Annotated in this window: 16 protein-coding genes; 5 read left to right on the top strand and 11 right to left on the bottom strand. The window is 52.0% G+C overall.

Annotated elements, in window-relative coordinates; all coding sequences use genetic code 11:
• Window positions 1–15: 15 nt before the first annotated feature.
• Window positions 16–474, bottom strand: coding sequence for a DNA-binding transcriptional regulator DecR (decR, locus tag ABVN36_RS16280; RefSeq protein WP_000884593.1), 459 nt, complete (start codon window positions 472–474; stop codon window positions 16–18).
• A 112-nt stretch (window positions 475–586) separates the two neighbouring features.
• Between decR and cdsH the strand changes: the two genes are divergently transcribed.
• On the top strand, window positions 587–1,642 hold the full coding sequence (cdsH, locus tag ABVN36_RS16275; protein ID WP_077908592.1) for a cysteine desulfhydrase: 1,056 nt from the start codon (window positions 587–589) through the stop codon (window positions 1,640–1,642).
• 49 nt (window positions 1,643–1,691) lie between these two features.
• On the opposite strand, the gene cof is transcribed toward cdsH, so the two are convergent.
• Window positions 1,692–2,510 (bottom strand): HMP-PP phosphatase, encoded by an 819-nt coding sequence (gene cof, locus ABVN36_RS16270; protein WP_000113040.1) that lies wholly within the window; start codon window positions 2,508–2,510, stop codon window positions 1,692–1,694.
• A 100-nt stretch (window positions 2,511–2,610) separates the two neighbouring features.
• Between cof and ABVN36_RS16265 the strand changes: the two genes are divergently transcribed.
• Together ABVN36_RS16265 and queC are read left to right on the top strand one after the other, a co-directional pair.
• Window positions 2,611–4,311, top strand: coding sequence for an SgrR family transcriptional regulator (locus ABVN36_RS16265; RefSeq protein WP_001238174.1), 1,701 nt, complete (start codon window positions 2,611–2,613; stop codon window positions 4,309–4,311).
• 64 nt (window positions 4,312–4,375) lie between these two features.
• On the top strand, window positions 4,376–5,071 hold the full coding sequence (queC, locus tag ABVN36_RS16260) for a 7-cyano-7-deazaguanine synthase QueC (RefSeq protein WP_000817201.1): 696 nt from the start codon (window positions 4,376–4,378) through the stop codon (window positions 5,069–5,071).
• A gap of 105 nt (window positions 5,072–5,176) precedes the next feature.
• Here the strand turns inward: queC and fadM are convergent, their stop codons facing one another.
• From fadM to bolA, 9 genes are all read right to left on the bottom strand, one after another.
• Window positions 5,177–5,575, bottom strand: a complete 399-nt coding sequence (fadM, locus tag ABVN36_RS16255) for a long-chain acyl-CoA thioesterase FadM (protein WP_001194543.1) — start codon at window positions 5,573–5,575, stop codon at window positions 5,177–5,179.
• A 103-nt stretch (window positions 5,576–5,678) separates the two neighbouring features.
• A complete protein-coding gene (locus ABVN36_RS16250; protein ID WP_000680322.1) occupies window positions 5,679–6,053 on the bottom strand; it encodes a helix-hairpin-helix domain-containing protein in 375 nt (124 codons plus the stop codon).
• A gap of 149 nt (window positions 6,054–6,202) precedes the next feature.
• Window positions 6,203–8,074 (bottom strand): peptidylprolyl isomerase, encoded by a 1,872-nt coding sequence (ppiD, locus tag ABVN36_RS16245; RefSeq protein ID WP_000969432.1) that lies wholly within the window; start codon window positions 8,072–8,074, stop codon window positions 6,203–6,205.
• 290 nt (window positions 8,075–8,364) lie between these two features.
• The gene (gene hupB / locus ABVN36_RS16240) at window positions 8,365–8,655 is read right to left on the bottom strand and encodes a nucleoid-associated protein HU-beta (RefSeq protein ID WP_254888479.1); all 291 of its coding nucleotides are present in this window, start codon (window positions 8,653–8,655) and stop codon (window positions 8,365–8,367) included.
• Between the two features lie 190 nt (window positions 8,656–8,845).
• Window positions 8,846–11,200, bottom strand: coding sequence for an endopeptidase La (lon, locus tag ABVN36_RS16235; protein ID WP_001067723.1), 2,355 nt, complete (start codon window positions 11,198–11,200; stop codon window positions 8,846–8,848).
• Window positions 11,201–11,385: 185 nt separating this feature from the next.
• Window positions 11,386–12,657 carry an ATP-dependent protease ATP-binding subunit ClpX gene (clpX, locus tag ABVN36_RS16230; RefSeq protein ID WP_000130314.1) on the bottom strand — a complete coding sequence of 424 codons (1,272 nt, stop codon included), beginning with the start codon at window positions 12,655–12,657 and terminating at the stop codon, window positions 11,386–11,388.
• A gap of 251 nt (window positions 12,658–12,908) precedes the next feature.
• Window positions 12,909–13,532 (bottom strand): ATP-dependent Clp endopeptidase proteolytic subunit ClpP, encoded by a 624-nt coding sequence (clpP, locus tag ABVN36_RS16225; RefSeq protein WP_000122257.1) that lies wholly within the window; start codon window positions 13,530–13,532, stop codon window positions 12,909–12,911.
• Window positions 13,533–13,778: 246 nt separating this feature from the next.
• Entirely contained in the window at window positions 13,779–15,077 is a 1,299-nt protein-coding gene (gene tig, locus ABVN36_RS16220) for a trigger factor (RefSeq protein WP_001198406.1), read from the bottom strand.
• Between the two features lie 346 nt (window positions 15,078–15,423).
• Window positions 15,424–15,741 carry a transcriptional regulator BolA gene (gene bolA, locus ABVN36_RS16215; protein ID WP_000973433.1) on the bottom strand — a complete coding sequence of 106 codons (318 nt, stop codon included), beginning with the start codon at window positions 15,739–15,741 and terminating at the stop codon, window positions 15,424–15,426.
• A 303-nt stretch (window positions 15,742–16,044) separates the two neighbouring features.
• On the opposite strand from bolA, the gene ABVN36_RS16210 reads away from it, so the two are divergent.
• Window positions 16,045–16,623 (top strand): lipoprotein, encoded by a 579-nt coding sequence (locus ABVN36_RS16210; RefSeq protein WP_001537832.1) that lies wholly within the window; start codon window positions 16,045–16,047, stop codon window positions 16,621–16,623.
• Window positions 16,624–16,666: 43 nt separating this feature from the next.
• The gene (ampG, locus tag ABVN36_RS16205) at window positions 16,667–18,142 is read left to right on the top strand and encodes a muropeptide MFS transporter AmpG (RefSeq protein ID WP_023137937.1); all 1,476 of its coding nucleotides are present in this window, start codon (window positions 16,667–16,669) and stop codon (window positions 18,140–18,142) included.
• Window positions 18,143–18,562 lie beyond the last annotated feature (420 nt).

The following is an 18,562-nucleotide window of genomic DNA, read 5'->3' as shown; positions in this document are numbered from 1 at the left end:
GCAATACCGGGAGAATTATTCAATGGGCAGAGAGGTGGTGTACTTAATCTGTTCCATCGCAAAACTGGAGGTGACGTCTGACAGTCCTGGGACGCTATTGACCAGACGTTTATAGAAGTCGTCATACCGCTTCATGTCGGCCACCTGAACTCGCATCAGATAGTCGTATTCCCCCGCCATCCGCCAGAAGCCAAGCACTTCCGGCATCTCAGAGACGACGGTCACGAACCGACAGTACCATTCACTGCTGTGGTGCTGCGTTTTTATCAACACAAAAGCGGTTAATCCCAGCCCCAGTTTTTCCGGGTCCAGCAGCGCGACCCTGCCAAGCAGGATACCGTCATCTTCCAGGCGTTTAAGCCGCTTCCAGCAAGGCGTTGTCGTCAGATTAACGGCATCCGCCAGCGCCTGCAAAGAGAGGGTACAGTCCTGCTGCAATAAGCAAAGCAGTTTACGGTCAATTTTATCTAACATACCCACTCCATAGAGAATATTTTTCTCCTTACATTGTAATTTAAAGGTCAAATAGCAACAATTTTTTCCGTACTTTTCGCTACTCTTGGCACAAAATGATAAATGGATATTAATGATGAGTAGCAATTGGGTTAAAAATGCCATTAATGAAATTAACGCTGACCACCAGCGCTCGGCGGATACGCATCTTATTCGTTTGCCCCTGTCGGCATTTCCAGGTATCCAGCTTTACCTGAAAGACGAAAGCACGCATCCCACCGGTAGCCTCAAGCATCGTCTGGCGCGCTCGCTGTTCCTTTATGGGTTGTGCAATGGCTGGATTAAAGAAGGCACTCCGATTATTGAAGCGTCATCAGGCTCAACGGCGATTTCCGAAGCCTGGTTCGCGCGTTTACTGGGACTGCCGTTCATCGCCGTCATGCCCGCCTGTACCGCAAAACGTAAAATCGAACAGATTCAATTTTACGGCGGCCACTGTCATTTTGTGGAGAGCGCCTGCGAAATTTATGCCGCCTCCGAGCGGCTGGCGCATGAACTGAACGGTCACTATATGGACCAGTTTACCTACGCAGAACGAGCTACCGACTGGCGGGGCAACAATAATATTGCCGACAGTATTTTCCGCCAGATGCGCAACGAACCCCATCCAGTACCGCGATTTATCGTCATGAGCGCCGGAACGGGCGGAACCTCTGCGACGATTGGGCGCTATATTCGCTGCCAGGGCTATGATACTCAGCTCATGGTGGTGGATCCGGAAAATTCCGTCTTTTTACCTTACTGGCAGGATCGCGACGCTTCATTACGCAGCCCGGCGGGCAGTAAAATTGAAGGAATTGGTCGTCCGCGAGTAGAGCCTTCTTTTATTCCGGATGTCGTGGATGAGATGCTGCGCGTGCCGGACGCCGCCAGCGTTGCCACCGCACACTGGCTGGAAACGCAGCTAGGCCGTAAAGTCGGCGCCTCTACCGGCACGAATATGTGGGGAGCGCTGCAGCTTGCGGCCCGGATGCGCGAGGCTGGAGAAACCGGCGCTATCGTGACGTTATTGTGCGATAGCGGCGATCGCTATCTGGATACCTATTACCATCCGTCCTGGGTTAGCGACCATATCGGCGATTTGACGCCGTGGTCAGCGGCCATCGCAAAATTACTTACCGGCGACTAAAAACCAAAAAAAAGCCAGACTGAATGTCTGGCTTGCTGGAAGAGATCTCTCATTCGGGGGAATAAGGTAGATGCGGATTGTCCAGCCAATGCGTCAAAAAGTGTGATACCGCTTGATTACCACAATGTCCGATAACCGAAAGGTGTGGCAGCGCGGCGATAAGCTGCGGCATGGCATTGCCCATAATGAGCCCCCGCCCGACGCTGCCCAGCATTTCCCGATCGTTCATCGCGTCGCCAAACGCCATGCAATCTGCCAGTGAAAGCCCTAAATGGTTGCTCAATACCGCCAGCGCCGATCCTTTATTGCACCCCAGCGGTAGCACTTCCAGGCAGTCGACGGCAGAGAAACAGAGGTGCGCGCGTTCTTCCAGCGCCTCATTGAGCTGAATGCGCAAACGGATCAGATCGTCATGATCGCCGCAAAAACAGATCTTCGTCACCTGATGGGCCGGAATACTTTTTATATCGATAACCTGATAACGAAAGCCGCTGTAGACGTGCGCCTGGAGTAGCGCGGGGATCTCCTGGCCTGTAAACCAGCCGTTGTCATTAAACACATGCATACTGGCTCGGGTATCCCAGGCATGATGCATCACCGTATCGGCAACCTGAGGATCGAGATCCTGACGATGCAGCACGTCGCCTTCCAGCGAGTGAATTCGCGTCCCGTTACCGGTAATAAGATAAGCATCCAGTGAAAGCGTCCCCAGAATATGCCGCATCTCCAGCACGTGACGACCCGTAGCGAATGTCAGAGTGATATCGCGTTCGCGCAGACGCGACAGCGTGGCGATCGTTTCTCTACCCAAATGGTGATCGGGCATTAATAACGTGCCATCCATATCAAATGCTGCCAGACGGGCCATCTCTTTCTCCACACTGTGACGCGGTTAACTTGTTGTTCAGTATTACCTGAGATATACGGAAGTAATAGTGAACAGATAAAAGGAAGTGTTCCGGGTTTCTATGAGGCTACTGAATCGGCTTAATCAATATCAACGCCTCTGGCAGCCTTCCGCCGGGGAAACGCAACATGTCACCGTTAGCGAACTGGCCGAACGCTGTTTTTGTAGCGAGCGCCATCTGCGAACGCTGCTGCGTCAGGCCCAGCAGGCGGGTTGGCTAAGATGGGAGGCGCAGTCCGGGCGCGGGAAACGTGGACGGCTCCAGTTTCTGGTCACGCCGGAATCGCTCCGCACCGCCATGATGGAACAGGCGCTGGAAAAAGGGCAGCAGCTCAACGTACTGGAACTGGCGCAGCTGGCGCCGGGCGAGTTACGGGCGATGCTCCAGCCTTTTATGGGCGGCCAATGGCAAAACGATACGCCGACATTGCGTATTCCCTACTATCGTCCGCTTGATCCGCTGCAGCCGGGTTTCCTGCCAGGCCGCGCGGAACAGCATCTCGCAGGGCAAGTTTTTTCCGGGTTAACGCGCTTCGACCGCGATAGCCAATATCCTTGCGGGGATTTGGCGCATCACTGGAAGGTTTCCGCCGACGGTTTACGCTGGGATTTTTATATTCGCTCCACGCTGCACTGGCATAATGGCGATGCGGTGGATACCGCGCAGCTACACGAACGCCTGGAAAGGCTGCTTACCCTACCGGCGCTAAGCAAATTGTTTATTAGCGTCGCACGGATCGAAGTAACGCATCCTCAGTGCCTGACCTTTCTCCTTCACCGACCTGATTACTGGCTGGCGCATCGTCTGGCGAGCTATTGTAGCGGTCTGGCGCATCCTGACCTGCCGCTTATCGGCACCGGTCCTTTTCGCCTGGCGTTGTTCACGCCGGAACTGGTGCGTCTGGAAAGTCATGACCATTATCACCTCAGCCATCCGCTGCTGAAAGCGATTGAATTCTGGATCACCCCGCAACTGTTTGCCCAGGATCTGGGCACCAGTTGCCGCCATCCGGTGCAGATTGCCATCGGCAAACCGGAAGAGCTGGCGACGCTGAGTCAGGTAAGTAGTGGTATCAGTCTTGGCTTTTGTTATTTAACCCTCAAAAAGGGCTCACGGCTCAACGTACAGCAGGCGCGGCGTCTGATACATATTATCCATCATACTTCGCTGCTGAAAACCTTACCGGTAGATGAGAACTTGATTATGCCAAGTCAGGGGCTGCTACCCGGCTGGACAATCCCGCAATGGCAGGACGTTGATGAAACGCCATTGCCGAAAAAACTTACCCTGGCGTATCACCTTCCCGTAGAGCTGCATACGATGGCGGAACAGCTTCGACATTACCTGGCGACGCTCGGCTGTGAGTTAACGTTGATTTTTCATAATGCCAAAAACTGGGATAACTGCCCTGCGTTGGCGCAAGCGGATCTGATGATGGGCGACAGGCTGATCGGCGAAGCGCCGGAATATACGCTGGAGCAGTGGCTACGTTGCGATCAGATCTGGCCGCATGTCCTTGACGCGCCTGCGTTTTCCCATCTGCAGGCTACGCTTGACGCTCTGCAAATTCAGCCCAATGAAAAAGATCGCCGCGCCGCGCTACAACAAGTTTTTGCCAACCTGATGGATGACGCCACACTTACGCCGCTGTTTAATTATCACTATCGCATCAGCGCCCCACCGGGCGTTAACGGTGTTCGACTGACCCCTCGCGGCTGGTTTGAATTTAGCGAAGCCTGGCTTCCGCCGCCTTCGCCGTGAAGAAGCTGGTCGGGATTATCCGTACGCGTTACCATATTGGCTTTCGTCATTGATCAGGATAACTATGAAACGCGCCGTTGTTGTATTTAGTGGAGGTCAGGACTCCACCACTTGTCTGGCGCAAGCGCGGCATCAGTATGATGAAGTGCATTGTGTCACGTTTGATTATGGTCAGCGCCACCGCGCAGAGATTGATGTCGCGCGCGCACTGGCGTTAAAACTTGGCGCACGCGCGCATAAAGTGCTGGATGTCACTTTGCTGAACGAACTGGCGGTCAGTAGCCTGACGCGGGATAGCATTCCGGTGCCGGACTATGAACCGAACGCTGACGGTATCCCCAATACTTTCGTACCGGGACGCAATATTCTCTTTCTGACGCTGGCGGCGATTTACGCTTATCAGGTCAAAGCCGAAGCGGTGATCACCGGCGTTTGCGAGACCGATTTTTCCGGCTATCCAGACTGTCGCGATGAGTTCGTCAAAGCGCTGAATCACGCGGTGAATCTGGGCATGGCGAAAGATATCCGTTTCGAAACGCCCTTAATGTGGATTGATAAAGCTGAAACCTGGGCGCTGGCCGATTATTGGGGCCAACTGGATTTAGTTCGCGAAGAGACGCTGACCTGCTATAACGGCATTAAAGGCGATGGCTGTGGTCATTGCGCAGCCTGTAATCTGCGCGCTAACGGCTTGAATCATTATCTGTCGAATAAAGCGGCGGTGATGGCGGCGATGAAGCAAAAAACCGGGTTAAGGTGATTGTTTTGCCGGATGGCGGCGCATGCACCTTATCCGGCCTGGCGATATGCACCATGGTCAATATCGCCAGGCCGGACAAGTTCAACGCCATCAGACTGCGAAGCGTTATTGCACCATCTGTTCCAGCTTTTCACGCAATTCGCCTTCCAGCGGCAGCGCTTTTTGCGTTTTTAAATCAATACAAACAAACGTGATGAGCGCATCGGCCACCACCTGCCCTTCTGGCTCCAGCGTAATCGTCTGGCTTAATACGCCGCTTTTACCGTTAAGCTGTTGTACCTGGCTGGTCACGGTCAGTAGATCGCTCAATACCGCCGGGCGACGGTAATTTATATTGATGTTTACCACCACAAAGGCAATATTGCGGGCCGTCATCCACTGAAAGCTGTCGCTGTTTTCCAGCCCATCCCAACGGGCCTCTTCCAGAAATTCCAGATAGCGGGCATTATTAACATGTTGATAAACATCAAGATGATATCCACGAACTTTGATTTGTGTTTGCATAGCGCAATAACCTTACGTTGTTGTTATAAGTAAACGACAAGTACAGAGGTCATAACTGGTATGACCTCTACAGTCTGGCAAATTTTTGCCACTGTGCAAGTGATTACAATGTTAAAACTGCCAGATTACGCTCCACCAGCGCGCTTCCCATTCCCGGCACCTGTTTTAAATCATCCACCGTTTTAAAAGGACCATACTCCTCCCGATAGCTCACAATAGCCTGCGCTTTTTTCAGCCCAACGCCGTTCATCACCCGCGCCAGATCCTCCGCAGACGCGGTATTAATGCTCACCCTGGTACCTTCATCATCGCTGGCTTTAGCAGGTAATGCCGCTTTGGCGGAGGATGAAGAAGGCGTATCCGCTTTTGTTTCCACCGCTGCATTTTTTGCGACAGGCGTCGCCGCCAGCGCGCTATGGGCCATGCCCGCGCAGGTTAAAGAAAGTGTAATAAGCAGTGCTTTAATTCCGTGTTTCATACTGTTTTCTCCTTGTTTGTTAACAGTGCAGCCACGATAGCGGGGCGGAGAAAAACGAACAAACGGCAATTCTCAGAAATGGAAAAGGCCGCGAAAGCGGCCTTTGTGGGATACAACGTTTTGCAATTTTTTGCGAAGCGCCTCGACGATTACTGCTGTTCCAGAGCGTCGCCGATTTTGATTTTCGCCTCTTTACGCAGATTGCTCATCAGCGCCTCAAAGACAATTTGCGCATTGTTCTGCGTGATGCCCTGCACCATCGCTTTTTTCTGCGCTTCCGGCATGGCGCCCGCTTTCACCTCGTCAAACGCCAGCAGAACGACGTTACCCTGCATATCGTTCGCCACGCCATAAACTGGCTTATCTTTCGTCGGAAGGCTTAACGCAAAGGCCGCCTGACTCACCGGATCCTGACTGGTACGACTTAACGTTTTAGGCTCGCCAAAACTCAGACCCGCCGCTTTCATCGCTTCCGCGCCTTTGCCCGCTTTCAGCTCGACCAGCAGTTTTTCCGCATCCAGCTTCGCCTGTTGTTCCGCTTTGTTATGCTTCACCAGGGCAGTGACCTGTTCTTTCACTTCTGCCAACGGCTTCACGGCTTCAGGTTTATGTTCGCTCACGCGCACAACAAAAGCCCGGTCGCCATCTACGGTGATAATGTCTGAATTCGGCCCCGGCGTACCGTTTTCGCCTACCAGGCCGCCATTAAAGATAGCATCGGCTACCGGTTTGAAGTTCAGCTCTTCCGGTAAGGTGTCATGACTAAACCAGCCGGTTTCAACGGCTTTTACGCCAGCGACCTGTTCAGCGCCTGCTAACGACTCATTGTCGTTGCTTGCCGCATCGCTCACCTTCTGCTGCAACGCATAGTAAGCATCCAGCGCTTTTTCTTGTTTCACTTTCGCGGCAATGTCGTCGCGAACCTCGCTTAACGGTTTCACTTTGGCAGGCTGAATATCATCCAGACGCGCCACCAGAAAACCGACAGACGACTTAATCACGCCAGATATCTGGCCTTTTTCTTTTAATCCGGCGTTTTTCAGTTCCGGCACCGTGGCAGACTCTTCCAGCCAGCCCATATCGCCGCCATTACGCGCAGAGATGATATCGGTAGATTTCTCTTTCGCCAGCGTGGCGAAATCTTCGCCCTTGTTCAGCGCATCCAGTACCGCTTTCGCATCATCTTCCGTTTTGGTCTGAATAATGCTGTAACGAATACGCTCCGGCTGAGTAAACTGATCTACATGCTGGTCATAATAGGCCTGAATATCCGCATCGCTGACCGGTGCCTGCATCGTCGCGGCATCCAGCTTGATATAGCTTACGCGGAACTGTTCCGGCGTCATAAAGCGGACTTTATTCTGATCGTAGTAGCTGGACACTTCCTGATCGGTCACCTGCTGCTTCGCCGCCAGCGCGTTGACATCAATAACGGCTTCACGCACCACGCGCTGTTGAGAGACTAATGCCGCCAGTTCGTCGGTTTCCCCTTTCAGCATAAAATCAGTACCGGCCACGCCGTTGATCAGTTGCTGAGTGGTAAGCTGGTTACGCAGCGCCTGAGCGTACTGATCGGCGGTCATTCCCATCTGATTCACAATCGCGTTATAGCGGTTGTTGTCAAACTTACCGTCCACCTGAAAAGCGGGAGTGGCGAAAATCGCCTGCTTTACCTGCTCATCGCTGATGCCCAGTTTCAGTTCGCGGGAATATTGATCCAACAGCGCTTCATCTATCAGACGATTCAGCACCTGCTGGCGCAGGCTTTTCATGTAACCTTCGTTGGCCGCCAGTTCAGAATACCTGTCACCCAACTGCTGCTGCATACGGTTACGTTCGTTATTAAACGCATTCTCAAACTGTGCCCGGCTGATTTCCTGGCCATTCACTTTTGCGGCGTAGTTATTGCTTCCGCCAATCAGGTAACCACTAACGCCGGTCAAAATGAACGACACGATAATGATAACGAAAATAATCTTGAGCACGAGACTGTTTGCAGCCGTGCGTAAGCTGTCCATCATGGTGTAACCACACTCCGCTGTAGGTGACTTTACACTTTATCTTTCAGGCGGCTTCTCTGCTGGCTACCGAGTGATTCGCTCAGTCGCCGCGTCGACGCAACCTGAATGATTTGCGTATAGAGACTTCACGCGCATCGCATTTTCTGAACGCGGCGCACAAAAGCCTATTGTGACAAGAAACGAGGGCAATTGTCAGCCCGCAACGCACAGAAAGTCCCGAATCGCCAATAAAAAAGGCACATCAGTTGATGCGCCCTTGTACTTTGTCACATCCCCCGAGGGGATCACGCTTAGTTTACCGCGTCTTTCAGCGCTTTACCTGCACGGAAACTCGGCACTTTGGCAGCGGCGATGGTGATCTCTTTACCTGTTTGCGGGTTGCGACCAGTACGGGCAGCACGCTCTTTAACAGCAAAAGTACCAAAGCCTACCAGTGCAACGTCATCCCCTTCTTTCAGAGATTCGGTAACAGAAGCAATAATCGCATCTAACGCACGTCCAGCCGCAGCCTTAGAGATATCAGCCCCTGCAGCAATTTTTTCGATCAGTTGAGATTTATTCACTCTTCTCTTCCTCTTTATAATTTATATCGCACCTGAATCCTTCGAAGTACGACCGCGCAGCAGTTATATCAGGCCTGCCACGCCCTTACAACACCCGTTAATGGTGGCAGACCCAATCAACCATCTAAATTAGCTATACAAAAAAAGGCTGGCAAGTCCGAAATAGCCTGCCAGCCCTGTTTTTATTAGCGCTATTTGCGCGAGGTCACTATTTTGCGGTTACAACCTGCATTCCAGACGGTTCGTTTTGCAGAGCAAGCGTCAGAACTTCCTCAATGCGCTTAACCGGGTGAATATCCAGATCGGCAATCACGTTGTCCGGAATCTCCTCCAGGTCACGTTTATTTTCGAACGGAATTAAGACCGTTTTAATCCCGCCGCGATGCGCCGCCAACAGTTTTTCTTTCAGGCCGCCGATCGGCAATACCTGACCACGCAGCGTGATCTCGCCGGTCATTGCCACATCTGCGCGCACCGGATTACCGGTCAGGCAGGAAACCAGCGCGGTACACATCGCGATACCGGCGCTTGGACCGTCTTTCGGCGTTGCGCCTTCCGGCACGTGAACGTGGATATCGCGTTTTTCGTAAAAGTCCGGATTAATACCCAGTTTTTCCGCGCGCGCGCGCACCACGGTCAGCGCCGCCTGAATGGATTCCTGCATCACTTCACCGAGCGAGCCGGTGTAGGTCAACTTGCCTTTGCCCGGGACGCAGGCGGTTTCGATGGTCAACAGATCGCCGCCCACTTCCGTCCACGCCAGCCCCGTCACCTGACCTACGCGGTTTTCGCTATCCGCGCGGCCATAATCAAAGCGCTGGACACCGAGGTAGTCGTGCAGATTATCACCGTTAATTTCGATATGTTTTAACGACTTATCGAGCAACAGTTGTTTAACCGCTTTGCGGCACAGTTTGGAGATTTCACGCTCCAGACTACGCACGCCCGCTTCACGCGTGTAATAGCGGATAATACCGATAATCGCGCTATCGTCGACCGTCAGTTCGCCTTTCTTCAGCGCGTTACGCTCGATCTGCTTCGGCAGCAGGTGACGTTTAGCAATATTCAGCTTCTCATCTTCGGTATAACCGGACAGACGGATCACTTCCATACGATCCAGCAGCGGCGCCGGAATGTTCATGGAGTTGGAAGTGGCGACAAACATCACATCGCTGAGATCGTAATCCACTTCCAGGTAATGATCGCTGAACGCCACGTTCTGCTCCGGATCCAGCACTTCCAGCAGTGCGGAAGCCGGATCGCCGCGCATGTCAGAAGACATTTTGTCGATCTCATCGAGCAGGAACAGTGGGTTTTTAACCCCCACTTTGGCCATTTTTTGGATCAGTTTACCCGGCATAGAGCCAATGTAAGTCCGGCGATGACCGCGGATTTCCGCTTCATCACGCACGCCGCCCAGCGCCATACGGATGTATTTACGCCCTGTTGCTTTAGCGATGGACTGGCCCAACGAGGTTTTACCTACCCCCGGCGGCCCCACCAGACACAGGATCGGCCCCTTGATTTTATTTACACGGCTTTGAACCGCGAGATACTCAAGGATGCGGTCTTTCACGCGCTCCAGACCATAATGGTCAGTATCGAGGATTTCCTGCGCCTGACGCAGGTCTTTTTTGACCTTGCTACGCGCATTCCACGGCACCTGCACCATCCAGTCGATGTAGCCGCGCACCACGGTCGCTTCCGCCGACATCGGAGACATCATTTTCAGCTTCTGCAGTTCCGCTTCCGCTTTCTCTTTCGCCTCTTTCGGCATTTTCGCCGCGTCGATCTTACGCTTCAGCGCTTCGTTTTCGTCCGGCGCGTCGTCCATCTCGCCAAGTTCTTTCTGAATCGCTTTCATTTGCTCGTTCAGATAGTACTCGCGCTGGGATTTCTCCATCTGCTTTTTCACGCGGTTGCGAATGCGTTTCTCAACCTGCAGCAGATCGATTTCAGATTCCATCATCGCCATCAGATATTCCAGACGTTCGTTAACGTCGGACATCTCCAGTACGGACTGTTTATCCGCCAGTTTCAGCGGCATATGCGCGGCGATGGTGTCAGCCAGACGTGCAGGGTCGTCAATGCTATTGAGTGACGTCAGCACTTCCGGCGGAATTTTTTTGTTCAGCTTGATGTAGCCTTCGAACTGGCTGATAGCGGTACGCACCAGCACTTCTTGTTCACGCTCATCAATGGCTGGCGAATCAAGGTACTCCGCCTTCGCGGAGAAATGTTCGCCGTTGTCAGACAGCGCGGAAATACGCGCGCGCTGTAACCCCTCGACCAGCACTTTTACGGTGCCGTCAGGCAGTTTCAGCATCTGCAAAATAGAGGCCACGGTCCCGACGGTGAAAAGATCGTTTACACCCGGCTCATCCGTTGATGCTTCCTTCTGGGCGACCAGCATGATTTTTTTATCATGGTCCATAGCCGCTTCCAGACAACGGATAGATTTTTCCCGCCCTACAAATAAGGGTATGACCATGTGCGGATAAACCACCACATCGCGCAAGGGCAATACGGGGATTTCAATGCGTTCAGAACGCTCAGGATTCATAGAGCTCTCTCTTAGTTTAGTGTCCGCCAGGTAATCAGATAGTATAGCTGTGCTCCATACCACCTATAACATGTACGTCAGTATATGGGGATGTTTCCCACACATTCAACGGCGTGTTTACAGGAAAAACGAAAGGGGAGATAAAATCCCCCCTTTTTTGGCTAACTGATTGTATGAATGTTTAATTATTCGCCAGAAGCCTGCGCTTCCGGTTTGCCGTAAATCAGCAACGGCTTACTCTGACCGGCAATAACGGACTCGTCGATCACCACTTTTTCGACGTCTTCCATAGATGGCAAATCGTACATGGTATCCAGCAGCGCCGCTTCGACGATAGAACGCAGGCCACGGGCACCGGTTTTACGCGCCATTGCTTTCCTGGCGATAGCGTCCAGCGCTTCGTCACGGAATTCCAGATCGACGCCTTCCAGGTTAAACAGCGCCTGATACTGCTTGGTCAGGGCGTTTTTCGGCTCTTTCAGGATTTGAATCAGCGCTTCTTCGCTGAGTTCGTTCAGCGTCGCCACCACTGGCAGACGACCGATAAACTCAGGAATCAGACCAAATTTGATCAAATCTTCCGGTTCAACCTGCGACAACAGCTCGCCTTCGCTGGCTTTGTCGGACTTCGCTTTCACCGTCGCGCCAAAACCAATGCCGGAGCCGGTTTCAACACGGTTAGCGATCACTTTATCCAGACCGGCAAACGCGCCGCCGCAGATAAACAGAATCTTAGAGGTATCTACCTGTAAGAACTCCTGCTGCGGATGTTTGCGACCGCCCTGCGGTGGAACCGCGGCGACAGTACCTTCGATCAGTTTCAGCAACGCCTGCTGTACGCCTTCGCCGGAAACATCGCGGGTAATGGACGGATTGTCTGATTTACGCGAAATCTTATCGATTTCATCAATGTAGACAATCCCACGCTGCGCTTTTTGCACGTCGTAGTCGCATTTCTGCAACAGTTTCTGAATGATATTCTCGACGTCTTCCCCCACGTAACCAGCTTCGGTTAGCGTGGTCGCATCCGCCATAGTGAACGGCACATCCAGCAAGCGCGCCAGCGTTTCCGCCAGCAGCGTTTTACCGGAACCGGTCGGTCCAATCAGCAGAATGTTGCTTTTGCCTAACTCGACGCCATTGCTGGTATCGCCGTTACGCAGACGCTTGTAGTGGTTATAGACCGCCACTGCCAGCACTTTTTTCGCCTGCTCCTGGCCGATAACGTAATCGTCCAGGTGGGTACGAATTTCATGCGGCGTCGGCAGCGCACTACGTTCACGGTGCGGAGCAACTTCTTTAATTTCTTCGCGAATAATGTCGTTACATAAATCGACGCATTCGTCGCAGATATACACGGATGGACCGGCAATCAGCTTGCGCACTTCATGCTGGCTTTTGCCGCAAAAAGAGCAGTACAACAATTTGCCCGAGCCATCTTTGCGTTTATCTGTCATGAGTCAAAACCTCTTCTTTGTTCTTTGTGCCGCACACGACGACGCAAATGCCATTCTCAGGCGCAAGCCGCTAATCAGCGTTGTGCCGCCCTTCATTAGTATATACACAAAATCATTCGAGCTACATCAAGGCGGCAACTCGGCGACTCCGCAGGCGCTTACATAAGTAAGTCACCGGGAGGCGCGCTGGCAGCCAACACCGAGGTAGTGTGAAGGATGAAGTGTATAGCGGCACACTTGCGTCCAGGGCATCAATTACGATGGGTCAAAATTGAGTCAACCAAACCGTACTCTACCGCTTCAGGCGCGGAGAGGAAGCGATCGCGCTCAGTATCACGTTCAATCTGCTCAAGAGATTGACCCGTATGATGCGCCATAAGTTCATTCATGCGCCCTTTTACTTTCAAAATTTCGCGGGCGTGAATTTCAATATCCGTCGCCTGGCCCTGGTAGCCGCCCAGCGGCTGGTGGATCATGACGCGAGAGTTCGGCAAGCAGAAACGTTTGCCTTTCGCCCCGGCAGTCAGCAGAAACGCCCCCATAGAGGCCGCCTGTCCCATACAAATGGTGCTGACGTCTGGCTTAATAAACTGCATGGTGTCATAGATGGACATCCCCGCAGTAATTACGCCGCCAGGAGAATTAATGTACAGATAGATATCTTTTTCCGGGTTTTCCGCTTCCAGGAACAGCATCTGCGCCACGATCAGGTTAGCCATATGGTCTTCGACCTGGCCGGTCAGAAATATGACGCGTTCCTTAAGTAGACGAGAATAGATATCAAAAGAGCGCTCACCGCGTGAGGTCTGTTCAATGACCATCGGCACCAGCGCCATATGAGGGGCCAAATTATCTCGTTCTCCGCTGTATGACATTTCCGTCTCCTGGATAAAAATTGAAAAAATCTGCTGTACTGATTGTAACCTGATGGACGGATTATCAGCCAGTCCCTCTGTAATGGGTACGGCATCGCCATAATTCAAGCATAACAATCTTTTGCTCTAACGCTAACACTGAAACGCGGTTTTCGCACCCTTACCATGCAAAATGCGTGACAAAAAAAACCCGTCACTGAAAGGTGACGGGTTTTTGTGCAAATTTCGTGCTTTTAACGCGAAAAATTACGCCTGCTGGTTCATCAGCTCATTGAAGGAAGTGGCTTTTTCAGACACTTTCGCTTTTGCCAGAACCGCTTCAACAGCCTGTTCTTCCAGAGCGACGTTACGCATATTGTCCATCAGCTCTTTATTTTTGCTGTAGAACTCAATCACTTCTTTCGGATCTTCGTAAGCAGACGCCATCTCTTCGATCAGGCCTTTAACGCGTTCTTCGTCCGCTTTCAGCTCGTTGGTACGAATGACTTCGCCGAGCAGCAGACCGACAACTACACGACGCTTAGCCTGTTCTTCGAACAGTTCGCGCGGCAGCTCCAGAGCCTGTTTCTCGTTACCACCAAAACGCTGCGCAGCCTGACGACGCAGAACGTCGATTTCGCTGTCGATCAGCGCAGACGGTACGTCGATGTCGTTAGCTTTTACCAGACCTTCGATCGCCTGAGACTTAACGCGGTTACGCACCGCGCCTTTCAGCTCGCGTTCCATGTTTTTACGTACTTCAGCGCGCAGACCGGCTACGGAACCATCTTCAACGCCGAAACGTTTGATGAATTCTTCGGTCAGTTCCGGCAGTTCGCGTTCTTCAACTTTCTTAAGGTTGATAACGAACTTAGCCGCTTTACCTTTCAGGTTTTCAGCGTGGTACTCTTCCGGGAAGGTCACATCGATAGTGAACTCTTCGCCAGCTTTGTGGCCTTTAACGCCGTCTTCAAAGCCCGGAATCATACGACCCTGGCCCATCGCCAGAACGAAATCGGTCGCTTTGCCGCCTTCGAACTCTTCGCCGTCTACAGAGCCGGTGAAATCGATGGTCACGCGGTCTTCCGCATCAGCAGCGCCGTCTTTTTCTTTCCAGGTCGCCTGCTGCTTACGCAGGGTGTCCAGCATCACATCAACGTCAGCGTCGGTGACTTCAACAACCGGCTTTTCAACTTCGATGGACTCGAGGCCAGTCAGCTCAACTTCCGGATAGACTTCAAACTCGACGGAGTAAGTGAAGTCTTCACCCACTTTGTATTCGCCCGGAACATAGTTCGGCGCGCCTGCCGGGTTAATTTTTTCTTTGATGATCGCGTCAACGAAGTTGCGGCTCATCAGATCGCCCAGCACGTCCTGGCGAACAGAAGCGCCATAACGCTGAGCGACGATATTCATCGGTACTTTGCCTTTACGGAAGCCGTCAATACGTACTTTTTTCGCTACGTTGACCAGCTCGCTTTTTACAGCGGTCTCGATGCTGTCAGCAGCGATTGTAATCGTTACACGGCGGCCAAGGCCCTGAGTGGTTTCAACTGAAACTTGCATCTTGTTACCTCAAAAAATCACAGTGCTCGGTCAACTCTACTCCGCAAGCACGTGCTATTTGCTTCGCGGAACCGGGATGTTCTCATAATCAATCACATTCCCTGTCGTCAGAATCATCCCGAAGACGTTCATATATAAGACGGCGCATTATAGCGGCATCACTTTTGTGAGTCGAGAACGGTGATTGTGCGATGCTGCGGCGGTTTTCACAATTCTCGGCTAATTTTTGTCTGAATACTGTACGACACGCTCAAAATTCAGACAAAACAAAACGGCCCGCAGGCCGTTTTCACATAATTCTGTAGCAACATACTGGAAAAGCGGAGGTAGTTGCAAATCCGTTTTGCTACGCGATGCTTCCCGCGCCGCGACAAGGAGGCGACGCGAAGATAGTATCCTGCAACCCTTCCCACTCTTTGAGGGTATAAGTATGCAGTGCCAGCGCATGTACGGTTGTGGAGAGTTCCGCCGTTAACGTACCGTAAATCATCCGATGACGATTAAGAAAACGTTCGCCTGTAAAGCGATCGCTCACCAGCACGACCTTAAAATGGCTTTCCGATCCTGCAGGAACATTGTGACGATAGCTTTCATCCACAACTTCGAGAAACACGGGGTCGAACGCTGTCCTTAATTTTTCTTCTATTTGCTCACGTATCATCATGAAAATCTCCTCCGACAACGCTGTGATGTCACCCATCCCTTTAAATACTAGCCGCTTTTACCGTTTCCATTACAGCATGACAACAAAAATTTAGCTTTCGTCTGATTATTTCAGCCAAACGTATGAAGTTTACTGCCTTAATCATTCTTTTAGCGCTCAAAATCCCCGCTCGCGCCGTTATCAATACCAAATCGGACATTACAACGAATTTACCTGCGTTGACCACTTCCCCTCGCCGTTAGCGGTGTTATGATGGCGGGAATTTTTACCTATCACGTTTTAAGCGTCATTGAGAGCCTGAATATGTTAAAAAAACTTCTCTTTCCGTTAGTCGCTCTGTTTATGCTGGCAGGATGCGCCACACCGCCGACGACCATTGACGTCGCGCCGAAGATCACCTTGCCACAGCAGGACCCGAGCCTGATGGGCGTCACCGTTAGCATTACCGGCGCGGACCAACGCCAGGATCAAGCGTTAGCGAAAGTCACGCGTAACAACCAGCTGGTAACGTTAACCGCCTCCCGCGATTTACGCTTCCTGTTACAAGAAGTCCTGGAAAAACAGATGACGGCGCGGGGCTATATGATCGGGCCTAACGGCGCGGTTAATCTGCAGATTATTGTTAACCAACTGTATGCTGATGTTTCCCAGGGCAGCGTGCGCTACAACATCGCGACCAAAGCGGATATCGCGATTATTGCGACCGCGGCAAATGGCAGCAAGATGACCAAAAACTATCGCGCCAACTACTCTATTGAAGGGGCGTTCCAGGCCTCTAACCAGAATATTGCCGACGCGGTGAACAGCGTTCTGACCGATACCATTGCTGATATGTCTCAGGACACCAGTATTCACGATTTTATCAAGCAAAACGCCCGTTAATAGCAACAACAAGACCCGGCAGAAGCCGGGTCTTTAGATGCCTATGTCAAGTCAATATTTACGTATTTTCCAGCAACCGCGCTCAGCCATTCTGCTGATATTGGGTTTTGCCTCCGGTCTCCCGCTGGCGCTCACTTCCGGTACGCTACAGGCGTGGATGACCGTCGAGAATATCGATCTTAAAACGATTGGCTTCTTCTCGCTGGTTGGTCAGGCCTATGTGTTTAAGTTTCTCTGGTCCCCGCTGATGGACCGCTACACGCCGCCTTTTTTAGGTCGTCGTCGCGGTTGGTTACTCGCCACCCAACTGTTGTTACTGGCGGCGATTGCGGCGATGGGCTTTCTTGAACCCGGCACGCAGCTACGCTGGATGGCGGCGCTGGCGGTGGTGATTGCTTTTTGCTCCGCCTCGCAGGATATCGTGTTCGACGCCTGGAAAACCGATGTTTTACCCGCAGAAGAACGCGGCGCTGGCGCGGCAATCAGCGTGCTTGGCTACCGGTTGGGAATGCTGGTTTCCGGCGGACTGGCGCTATGGCTGGCCGATCGCTGGCTCGGCTGGCAGGGCATGTACTGGCTGATGGCGGCATTGCTGATCCCCTGCATTATCGCCACCTTACTGGCGCCGGAACCGACCGATACTATCCCCTCCCCGAAATCGCTGGAACAGGCCGTCGTCGCGCCGCTACGCGATTTCTTTGGCCGTAATAACGCCTGGCTGATTTTACTGCTCATTGTGCTTTATAAACTGGGTGATGCCTTCGCTATGAGCCTGACCACCACCTTTTTGATTCGCGGCGTCGGCTTTGACGCCGGCGAAGTCGGCGTGGTCAATAAAACGCTGGGCCTGCTGGCGACGATCGTCGGCGCGTTATACGGCGGCATATTAATGCAGCGTCTTTCGCTGTTTCGCGCGCTGCTGATTTTCGGCATTTTGCAAGGCGCGTCCAACGCCGGTTACTGGTTGCTCTCCATTACCGATAAAAACATGCTCAGCATGGGCGCGGCGGTCTTTTTCGAAAATCTGTGCGGCGGGATGGGTACTGCCGCCTTTGTCGCCTTATTAATGACGCTATGTAATAAGTCGTTTTCCGCAACACAGTTTGCCCTACTGTCGGCCCTCTCCGCAGTAGGCCGGGTTTATGTTGGTCCTGTAGCGGGCTGGTTCGTTGAAGCGCACGGCTGGCCGACATTCTACCTCTTCTCGGTTGTCGCCGCCGTTCCCGGGCTGTTACTGTTGCTGGTCTGTCGGCAAACGCTGGAATATAGCTGGCAGAACGAGCGTTTCATTCCCCGCACGCAATACCGTGGCGCCTACAATTTCGCGCTTTCAATCCTGCTCGCGGGCGTCGCTTTGCTGGCGGTCTGGGTACTCCTGCTGACCATGAACGCGTTGGATTACACTAACTTCTCATTCCTGTCCGGATTGCTTGAAACTGCGGTAGCGATTGCCGTGTGCGGCATTGTCTTTGGCGGGTTGCTGGACTACCTGGCGCTACGAAAAACACGCCTGCTCTAAAACATTATTTGCCGTTGTAATAACGACCCGGAATTATAACGGCTAAATAACCATCAATTGATAAAAAATATATTTGTCTTTTTGTGCGCAACAGAATTTTGGAAATTATTGGTAATTTCTACGCTACCTATTTTCTTTACACGATTCAGCCGATTAAATTTAAATTTCTGCCGTTGATTGTCCTTTTATTGATAATAAATTGTTAAGTAATTGTTTTATTTTTACATTGGTTATACCAATTATCCCTCAACATCCCACTTACAGACCTCATCCGTTATAACGCAAAGTTTCAACAGTGTCTTAAAGTTATTTCGACATACTTGGCAACATATGTGACATGCGCGGCAGAACTTGGTAACACAGAACCAATCATGTTTACAGTAATGTAACCTTACCGTAAAATGCCCCTACACTTTAAAC

Source organism: Salmonella sp. SJTUF15581 (genome assembly GCF_043356775.1).
GTDB lineage: Bacteria > Pseudomonadota > Gammaproteobacteria > Enterobacterales > Enterobacteriaceae > Salmonella > Salmonella enterica.
Note: the sequence above shows the minus strand (reverse complement) of the source record. Positions and strands in the feature narration are given on the sequence as shown.

Bases quoted from the DNA above. Each gene is read 5' to 3' on its own strand.
- decR (WP_000884593.1), bottom strand. From the start codon at position 474: ATGTTAGATAAAATTGACCGTAAACTGCTTTGCTTATTGCAGCAGGAC.
- cdsH (WP_077908592.1), top strand. From the start codon at position 587: ATGATGAGTAGCAATTGGGTTAAAAATGCCATTAATGAAATTAACGCT.
- cof (WP_000113040.1), bottom strand. From the start codon at position 2,510: ATGGCCCGTCTGGCAGCATTTGATATGGATGGCACGTTATTAATGCCC.
- ABVN36_RS16265 (WP_001238174.1), top strand. From the start codon at position 2,611: ATGAGGCTACTGAATCGGCTTAATCAATATCAACGCCTCTGGCAGCCT.
- queC (WP_000817201.1), top strand. From the start codon at position 4,376: ATGAAACGCGCCGTTGTTGTATTTAGTGGAGGTCAGGACTCCACCACT.
- fadM (WP_001194543.1), bottom strand. From the start codon at position 5,575: ATGCAAACACAAATCAAAGTTCGTGGATATCATCTTGATGTTTATCAA.
- ABVN36_RS16250 (WP_000680322.1), bottom strand. From the start codon at position 6,053: ATGAAACACGGAATTAAAGCACTGCTTATTACACTTTCTTTAACCTGC.
- ppiD (WP_000969432.1), bottom strand. From the start codon at position 8,074: ATGATGGACAGCTTACGCACGGCTGCAAACAGTCTCGTGCTCAAGATT.
- lon (WP_001067723.1), bottom strand. From the start codon at position 11,200: ATGAATCCTGAGCGTTCTGAACGCATTGAAATCCCCGTATTGCCCTTG.
- clpX (WP_000130314.1), bottom strand. From the start codon at position 12,657: ATGACAGATAAACGCAAAGATGGCTCGGGCAAATTGTTGTACTGCTCT.
- clpP (WP_000122257.1), bottom strand. From the start codon at position 13,532: ATGTCATACAGCGGAGAACGAGATAATTTGGCCCCTCATATGGCGCTG.
- tig (WP_001198406.1), bottom strand. From the start codon at position 15,077: ATGCAAGTTTCAGTTGAAACCACTCAGGGCCTTGGCCGCCGTGTAACG.
- bolA (WP_000973433.1), bottom strand. From the start codon at position 15,741: ATGATGATACGTGAGCAAATAGAAGAAAAATTAAGGACAGCGTTCGAC.
- ABVN36_RS16210 (WP_001537832.1), top strand. From the start codon at position 16,045: ATGTTAAAAAAACTTCTCTTTCCGTTAGTCGCTCTGTTTATGCTGGCA.
- ampG (WP_023137937.1), top strand. From the start codon at position 16,667: ATGTCAAGTCAATATTTACGTATTTTCCAGCAACCGCGCTCAGCCATT.